This is a genomic window from Methylobacterium sp. B1, assembly GCF_000333255.1.
Taxonomy (GTDB): domain Bacteria; phylum Pseudomonadota; class Alphaproteobacteria; order Rhizobiales; family Beijerinckiaceae; genus Methylobacterium; species Methylobacterium fujisawaense.
Genome location: NZ_BACT01001026.1, coordinates 1 through 7,587 on the forward strand (window position 1 = coordinate 1; position 7,587 = coordinate 7,587).

Below are 7,587 nucleotides of genomic sequence, written 5' to 3' on the forward strand. Positions count from 1 at the left end.
TCTTCCGCCGAGATTGACGAATCGAGCGCCCCATAAGTCACGAGGCGGGCCTCCGAGCCCGCGGGCGACCGGATGCCGAGCCGGCCGATCCGGTGGCGGCCGAACGGCGTCTTCTCCTCGAAGGCGGGCGGGTAGGCGGCGTCGGAGGCCGAGGCGCCCTGCCCCGCCAGGAGGGCGAGCAGTCCGGCGGCGATCAGGGTCTTGGTGCTCACGCGATGCTCCGTCAGGGGGCCGGCCGGTCCGGCATCTGGCCTACAGTCTAGCTGATCGCGGGCGGCTTGTCCGGCCCATCCGAATCGACCGGTTACCGAAATGCCGGCGCGGATCAGCCGCGGGCGCGCAGGACAACCTGCGGGCTCGCCGGCACGGGGCGGCAATCCGTCGTGAAGGCGTTGACCGGCAACGGCTTCGAGTCGCACGCATACACGTCCGCCGGGCCGGGCGCGGGGATCGGATCCCGGGCGATGATCGGGTTCGGCGCACAGGCCGAGGCCGCGGCGGCGAGCAGCAGGGCGGCGATCAGGTTCAGGCGGCGCATGCGACACTCGGGACGCGGGAGGACCCCCGCACCTGACCCTGGCCATCGCGATCCGTCCTGACAAGCGCCGGCGCGGGGCGTCGGCGCCTTTGGCGGAGCCTGTCGCCCCGCGGCAACAATCCGCGCGGGGTCGGCTAGCCGGCCCGGACCATCGGCACGACGTTGTGCAGGGTCTTGTCGGTGCCGTCGAAGAACCGGCGGATGTTGCGCGCGGCCTGCCGGATGCGCTGCTCGTTCTCGACCAGCGCGATGCGGACATACTCGTCGCCGAATTCGCCGAATCCGATGCCGGGCGCCACCGCGACATCCGACTTCTCCAGCAGCAGCTTGGAGAATTCGAGGCTGCCCATCTCCCGGTAGCGCTCCGGGATCGGAACCCACGCGAACATCGAGGAGGCGGGCGACGGGATGGTCCAGCCGGCCTTGCCGAAGGATTCCACCAGCGCGTCGCGGCGCTTCCTGTAGATGCTGCGCATCTCGTGGATGCAGTCGTCCGGCCCGTTGAGGGCGGCGGTCGCGGCGACCTGGATCGGCGTGAAGGCGCCGTAATCGAGGTAGGACTTCACCCGGGTGAGCGCCGCGAGCAGGCGCTCGTTGCCCACCGCGAAGCCCATGCGCCAGCCGGCCATCGAGTAGGTCTTCGACAGCGAGGTGAACTCCACCGTGCAGTCGATGGCGCCGGGCACCTGCAGGACCGAGGGCGGCGGGTTGTCGTCGAAATAGACCTCCGCGTAGGCGAGGTCCGACAGCAGGATCAGCTCGTGCTGCTTCGCGAAGGCCACGAGATCCCGGTAGAAGTCGAGGCTCGCCACGTAGGCGGTCGGGTTCGACGGGTAGCAGACGACCAGGGCGACCGGCTTCGGGATCGAGTGGCGCATGGCCCGCTCGAGGGCCGGGAACATCGCCGGGGTCGGCTCGGCCGGCACGGAGCGGATGACGCCGCCGGCCATCAGGAAGCCGAAGGCGTGGATCGGGTAGCTCGGGTTCGGCACCAGCACGACGTCGCCCGGGGCGGTAATCGCCTGAGCCATGTTGGCGAAGCCCTCCTTGGAGCCCAGCGTCGCCACCACCTGCGTGTCGGGGTTGAGGGTCACGCCAAACCGGCGCTGGTAGTAACCGGCCTGGGCCTTGCGCAGGCCCGCGATGCCCTTCGAGGCCGAGTAGCGGTCGGTGCGGGGCCGCCCGGCCGTCTCGCACAGCTTGGCGATCACGTGCTTGGGGGCGTCGAGGTCGGGATTGCCCATCCCGAGATCGATGATGTCGGCGCCCTGCGCGCGGGCGGCGGCCTTGATCCGGTTGACCTGCTCGAAGACGTAGGGCGGCAGTCGCTTGATGCGGTGGAAGTCGGTCATGGGCGTGTCCATCGGCGCGTCCCGAATCTGGCGTCTTTCGTCTGGGCCGGTCGCGCGAACCCCATGCTCTAGCAGAGTTGCGGGCCGCCGCCGACCCACAAATCGGTGCTCAAATCGGTGCTATTGCGGCGGCGCCGGGGCCGGCTTGATGGTGGCCGCGGCGCCCTGCCCGGCGCTCGCCGCCGCCCGGCCGCGGACCTCGTTGCGGCCGCGGGCGCTCTCCAGCTCCGCCTCCAGGGCCTTCTGGCCGGTGACCGACTTGGCCCGGACCGGGCGCTTCGGGGCGTCGACGCCCACCGGCATGAAGTCGGGCTGCGCCTTGCTGCGGGATTCCGCGACGAAATCCGGCGCGGCGACGGTCCGCGGCCCATAGCCTGCATCGGAGGCCAGCGAGCGGACGACGTCGCCCGAGCAGGCCCCGAGCAGGCTGACCAGCAGCCCGAGGCCGGCCGTGCGGATCAGCGGCACGCTGCGGGACATGCGGGCGACAGGGTTCAAAATGGCACGATCCATCGTCACATGGGTTTGAAAAGAACGGCCGGATGTTTCGGCGACGTCCGCAACCGGGGTGGCGAAAGCTCTGGCTCGCTCCTTATTTTGTCGGAAACGAGGCCCGCGCGATCGGGTCGACAGACGAAACACAGGGAGGCACGTTTGACGAGTCCGCAGGCGCCGGATCGGACCGCCCCTCCGAAGTCGGTCTCGAACGGCGCGATGCCGGACGGCATGGCTGCTCCGATGCCGGATTTCGAGGCGCTGTCCCGCAATGCCGGACAGTTCGTCGAGGCGATGGGGCGCAATATCGCCCGCGCCCTCGGGCCCGAGGGACAGGGAGGCGCCCCCGGAAGCGAGATGAACGAGGCCGCCAAGGTCCTCGGGCAGGTGGCCGAGACCTGGCTCGCCGACCCGAAGCGGAGCGCCGAGGCCCAGGCCCGCCTGTCGCAGGCCTTCCTGTCGCTCTGGGGCTCGACCTACATGCGCCTGCAGGGCCAGCCCGCCGACCCGGTGGTTCTTCCGGAGCCCCGGGACGCGCGCTTCGCCCATGCCGAGTGGTCGACCAACCCGTATTTCGACTTCATCAAGCAGGCCTACCTGCTCGCCGCCCGCTGGGCCGAAAGCCTCGTGGACGAGGCCGAGGGGCTCGATGCGCACACGCGCCATAAGGCGCAATTCTACCTGCGCCAGCTCACCAGCATGCTCTCGCCGTCGAACTTCCTGCCGACCAACCCGGAGCTGATCCGCCATACCCTCCAGGAGAACGGCGCCAACCTCGTCCGTGGCCTGAAGATGTACGAGGAGGATCTACAGGCGGGCGGCGGACATCTGCGCGTGCGCCAGACCGACCCGAGCGGGTTCGAGGTCGGGCGCAACATGGCGGTCACCCCCGGCGAGGTGGTGTTCCGCAACGATCTGATCGAGCTGATCCAGTACGCGCCCGCCACCGAGACCGTGCTGCGGCGCCCGTTCCTGATGGTTCCGCCCTGGATCAACAAGTTCTACATCCTCGACCTCAATCCCCAGAAGAGCTTCCTGAAGTGGATGGTCGACCAGGGCCTGACGGTCTTCTGCATCTCGTGGGTGAATCCGGATTCCCGGCATGCCGACAAGGACTTCGAGTCCTACATGCGCGAGGGGATCGAGGCGGCCATCGACGCGATCGGGGTCGCCACCGGGGAGACCGAGGTCACGGCGGCCGGCTACTGCGTCGGCGGGACGCTGCTCGCCGTGACGCTGGCCATGCAGGCCGCCACCGGAAACCGGCGGATCAAGAGCGCGACGCTGCTCACCACGCAGGTCGACTTCACCCATGCCGGCGACCTGAAGGTCTTCGCCGACGAGGAGCAGATCCGGCAGGTCGAGGCCCGGATGGCCGAGCAGGGCTACCTGGAGGGCGCCCGGATGGCGAACGCCTTCAACATGCTCCGGCCGAACGACCTGATCTGGCCCTACATCGTCAACAACTACATCAAGGGCAAATCGCCCTCGGCTTTCGACCTGCTGTACTGGAATTCCGACGCCACGCGGATGCCAGCGGCCAATCATTCCTTCTATCTGCGCAACTGCTACCTCGACAACACGCTGGCGCAGGGACGGATGGTGCTCGGCAACGTCCGCCTCGACCTCAAGAAGGTGCAGGTCCCGATCTTCAACCTCGCAACCCGGGAGGATCACATCGCGCCGGCCCTCTCGGTCTTCGAGGGCTCGAAGGTGTTCGGCGGCAAGGTCGATTTCGTGCTGGCGGGATCGGGCCATATCGCCGGCGTGATCAACCCCCCGTCCAAGCCGAAATACGGCTACTGGACCGGCGGCCCGGTCAAGGGGACGCTGGAGGACTGGATCAGCGCCGCGGTCGAGACCAAGGGTTCGTGGTGGCCGTATTGGTTTCAGTGGATCGAGGCGCAGGCGCCGGAGCGGGTGCCGGCCCGGAAACCCGGCGGGGATGCGCTCCAATCCCTCGGCCCGGCGCCGGGGACCTACGTGCGCATGCGGGCCTGAGGCGCGCCATCCGCGGCGAACCGGAGCGGGGCACCGCCCGTCGCGGATCGCCCGGGGGAGCCGGGCGCCCCGCGCAGGCGCATCACCATTTCCGCACGAGGGGCGCGGGGGCGGGGGCCGGCGGCGCGCCGAACACGTAGCGGAAGCCCACCGAGACGATGTCGGCGCTGGAATCCACCACCCCCGCGAAGGCGATGTTGCCGACGTTGTAGTCGCGGCCGAGGCCCGCCAGGATCCGCGACCGGTCCAGGAAGAAGTGCGAATAGGCGAGGTTCAGCGTCAGCTGCCGGCTCCAGCGGTAGCTGGCGCCCACCGAGGCGATGTAGCGGTCCCCGTCCGGCAGCCGCACCGAACGGTTGCGGAAGTCGATCGGCGATGTCTCGTAGGCGAAGCCCGTGCGCAGCGTCAGGTTCGGCGAGGCGTCGTACTCGGCGCCGATCGCGTAGGTGAACCCGTCCTTGTAGTTGAGCGGCAGGGTGTTCACCGGCAGGCCGAGGGTCTTCGACACGATCCCGATGGTCCCGAGCCTCGACCAGTTGTCCCACTCGAAGCCGAGGTTCACCCGCGCCACCGGCGAGACCGCCTGGGTCAGGCCGACGCTCAGCTTGTCGGGGGTGTTCAGCCTCGCCCGGACCTGGCCGGCGAGCGGGGCCAGGGCGAGCAGCGGCACGCCGATCGAGCCGTCGATGTCGTGGTGCACCGAGGAGCGGTAGCCGATGCCCAGCACGGTCCCGTCGCGGGGCGTCAGCGTGGCGCCCGCGGTGAAGCCCACCCCCCAGGATTCCCCCTTGAGGAAGGAGCTCGGATAGGCGGTCGGCAGGAGGCCCGGGACCGGCAGCGCCTGCCGCAGGGTCAGGCGGAAATACTCGATGTTCGGCCCGGCCGCGATCGACAGCCATTCGTTGACCTTGAAGCCGATCACCGGGTTGATCGCCAGGGAGAAGATCCGCGACGAGCGTCCGTAGACCTCCCCGGCCCAGACCTGGTTGGGCTTGGTCACGAGCCCGAAGGGCGCGCCGGTCGAGAGGCCGAGCCACAGGCGGTCGTTCAGCTGGTACGAGGTCGCGCCCGCCGGCACGAGGGCGCCCTGACCGATCTCGCCCGAGCCGCCCAGCCGCGCGAAGCCCGGATTGGTGCCCGGCGCCGGGCGGATCTCCGAAGACAGGCCGATATAGGTGAAGTTCTGCTCCGCGACGAAGCCCGGGTTCATCGTGATGGTCGCGGGGTTCCAGAACATCGACGACACGCCGCCCGATCCCGAGGCCGCGCCCGCAAACGCCAGCCCCTGCGCCTGCGTGCTCTGCTCCCGCAGACCGAACGCCCCAGCCTGAACCTGCCCGGCACCGAGGAACATTGCCGTCGCCGCCAGCATTGCAGCGCGCACCGTCCTGCCCATTTCGTCCCCCAAGCGTTGTCGTTCTGGCGGGCGCCGAGGATTGTTAGAGCTTCATCAGGTGGCACCCTTTCGGGCATGGTGCCGGTTGCGGGGGCTGAACCGCAATGACCAGGACGGCCTCCGGAGGCGAAAAGAAGATCCGTAGAGACATTGGGATGCATTGTCTCATTGGGGCCGACGTCTGGCGAAGACCTGTTTTCGATAATTACGCACCCAACTTTTCCTCTTGCGCTGCGCCCTGAACAATAGATCCATTATCATCAGACCATGAACTTTTTTGCAGGCCTGTTGCTTGGCTGCGACACCCGGCGGGGCGCTGCGTGCGGACCACCGGCCTTGCACCCGGGTCGAGGCCCGGCCATGGTCCCGGCGTCCGGCGCAGACCGGCACAGGGAAGGATGAGGAGTGCGGCCATGAAGCTCTTCCGGCACGGCCCGAGCGGCGACGAGAAGCCCGGCCTCGTGGATGCGAAAGGCGGCCTGCGCGACCTCTCGGGCATCGTGCGGGACATCGCCGGGCCGGCGCTGTCGCCCGATTCGCTGGCGCGCCTGCGCGCCCTCGATCCCGAGACCCTGCCGAAGCTGCCGCCGGACGTGCGCCTCGGCCCCTGCGTCGGCGGCACCCGCAACGTCGTGGCCATCGGCCTGAACTTCGCCGACCATGCCGCCGAGACCGGCTCGCCGATCCCGGCCGAGCCGATCATCTTCAACAAGGCGCCGTCCAGCCTGTGCGGGCCGAACGACACGGTGATCATCCCCAAGGGGTCGCACAGCACCGACTGGGAGGTCGAACTCGCCGTGGTGATCGGGCGGCGCGCCAGCTACGTCCACGCCAACGAGGCGCTGAGCTACGTGGCGGGGGCCTGCATCTGCAACGACGTCTCCGAGCGCGAATGGCAGATGAACCGCGGTCCGACCTGGACCAAGGGCAAGAGCGCACCGACCTTCGGGCCGCTGGGCCCCTGGCTGGTGACGCTGGACGAGATTCCCGACCTGAAGAACCTCGCCATGAGCCTCGACGTGAACGGCGAGCGCCGTCAGACCGGCTCTACCGCCACGATGATCTTCGACGTTCCCCAGCTCGTCGCCTACACGTCGCACTTCATGCTGCTGGAGCCGGGCGACGTGATCACCACCGGCACCCCGCCGGGCGTCGGGCTCGGCATGAAGCCGCCGCGCTACCTCAAGGCCGGCGACGAGATGGTCCTTCGGATCGACCGGCTCGGCGAGCAGCGTCAGCAGGTCATCGCCTTCGACGACTGGACCGCCAAGGTCTCCGCCGGCGAGCCGACGGACTGACTGGCCGCGCCGCCGCCCGCATCCGGGCGGCGGTGCCGGTTCCAGGAACAGACACCGGTATCGGTGATCGTCCCGCGCTTCGGCCGGACAAGACTGCGACATCGGATTGTCCGCAGGCCCGCGCACAGGGTCGGAGCCCGAGCCGCCGACGCGCAAGGCGATCGAGATCCGGGCCGAGACCGTCAAGCAGGCGGTGCGGGACGAGCCCGACCGGATCCGGCGGATCGCGGCGCAGCCCAATCGCCTCGCGCGCCTGGTCGGGGCCGGCGGCCGGATCCTTGGGGCCTCCGATCAGACTGGATCCCTGATTGGGCGGGCGTCCTGCCAGCCGGACGGTCTCACGAGCGGCGTCGAGCGGGACCGGCACGGGCACGGCCCTCCCCCGGATACCGGGCCGCGCGACGTCGCGCGGCCTCGGTTGGCACGGCCTCGAAGTCCAGACCGATCCGTCCGCGGGGAGTTCGGGCGCCCGGCCCGCTTGATTTCTGTCCGCCGATCCGGCTCAAA

6 protein-coding genes and 1 pseudogene are annotated in these 7,587 nt (G+C 69.4%); 2 read left to right on the top strand and 5 right to left on the bottom strand.

Annotation, left to right across the window (positions count from 1 at the left end):
• From I53_RS28580 to I53_RS28595, 4 genes and pseudogenes are all read right to left on the bottom strand, one after another.
• A pseudogene (locus I53_RS28580) lies at positions 1-212 on the bottom strand (hypothetical protein); the annotation flags it as partial.
• 113 nt (positions 213-325) lie between these two features.
• A complete protein-coding gene (locus I53_RS28585; protein ID WP_020090818.1) occupies positions 326-538 on the bottom strand; it encodes a hypothetical protein in 213 nt (70 codons plus the stop codon).
• Positions 539-672: 134 nt separating this feature from the next.
• Positions 673-1,890, bottom strand: a complete 1,218-nt coding sequence (locus I53_RS28590) for an LL-diaminopimelate aminotransferase (protein ID WP_043357422.1) — start codon at positions 1,888-1,890, stop codon at positions 673-675.
• A 120-nt stretch (positions 1,891-2,010) separates the two neighbouring features.
• Positions 2,011-2,388 (bottom strand): hypothetical protein, encoded by a 378-nt coding sequence (locus I53_RS28595; RefSeq protein WP_236952783.1) that lies wholly within the window; start codon positions 2,386-2,388, stop codon positions 2,011-2,013.
• A 216-nt stretch (positions 2,389-2,604) separates the two neighbouring features.
• Between I53_RS28595 and I53_RS28600 the strand changes: the two genes are divergently transcribed.
• Positions 2,605-4,386, top strand: a complete 1,782-nt coding sequence (locus I53_RS28600) for an alpha/beta hydrolase (protein WP_043357424.1) — start codon at positions 2,605-2,607, stop codon at positions 4,384-4,386.
• Positions 4,387-4,468: 82 nt separating this feature from the next.
• Here I53_RS28600 and I53_RS28605 read toward each other — a convergent pair whose 3' ends face one another.
• The gene (locus tag I53_RS28605; protein ID WP_043357417.1) at positions 4,469-5,782 is read right to left on the bottom strand and encodes an OmpP1/FadL family transporter; all 1,314 of its coding nucleotides are present in this window, start codon (positions 5,780-5,782) and stop codon (positions 4,469-4,471) included.
• A gap of 413 nt (positions 5,783-6,195) precedes the next feature.
• Between I53_RS28605 and I53_RS28610 the strand changes: the two genes are divergently transcribed.
• Positions 6,196-7,080 (top strand): fumarylacetoacetate hydrolase family protein, encoded by an 885-nt coding sequence (locus I53_RS28610; RefSeq protein WP_043357420.1) that lies wholly within the window; start codon positions 6,196-6,198, stop codon positions 7,078-7,080.
• Positions 7,081-7,587: the final 507 nt, after the last annotated feature.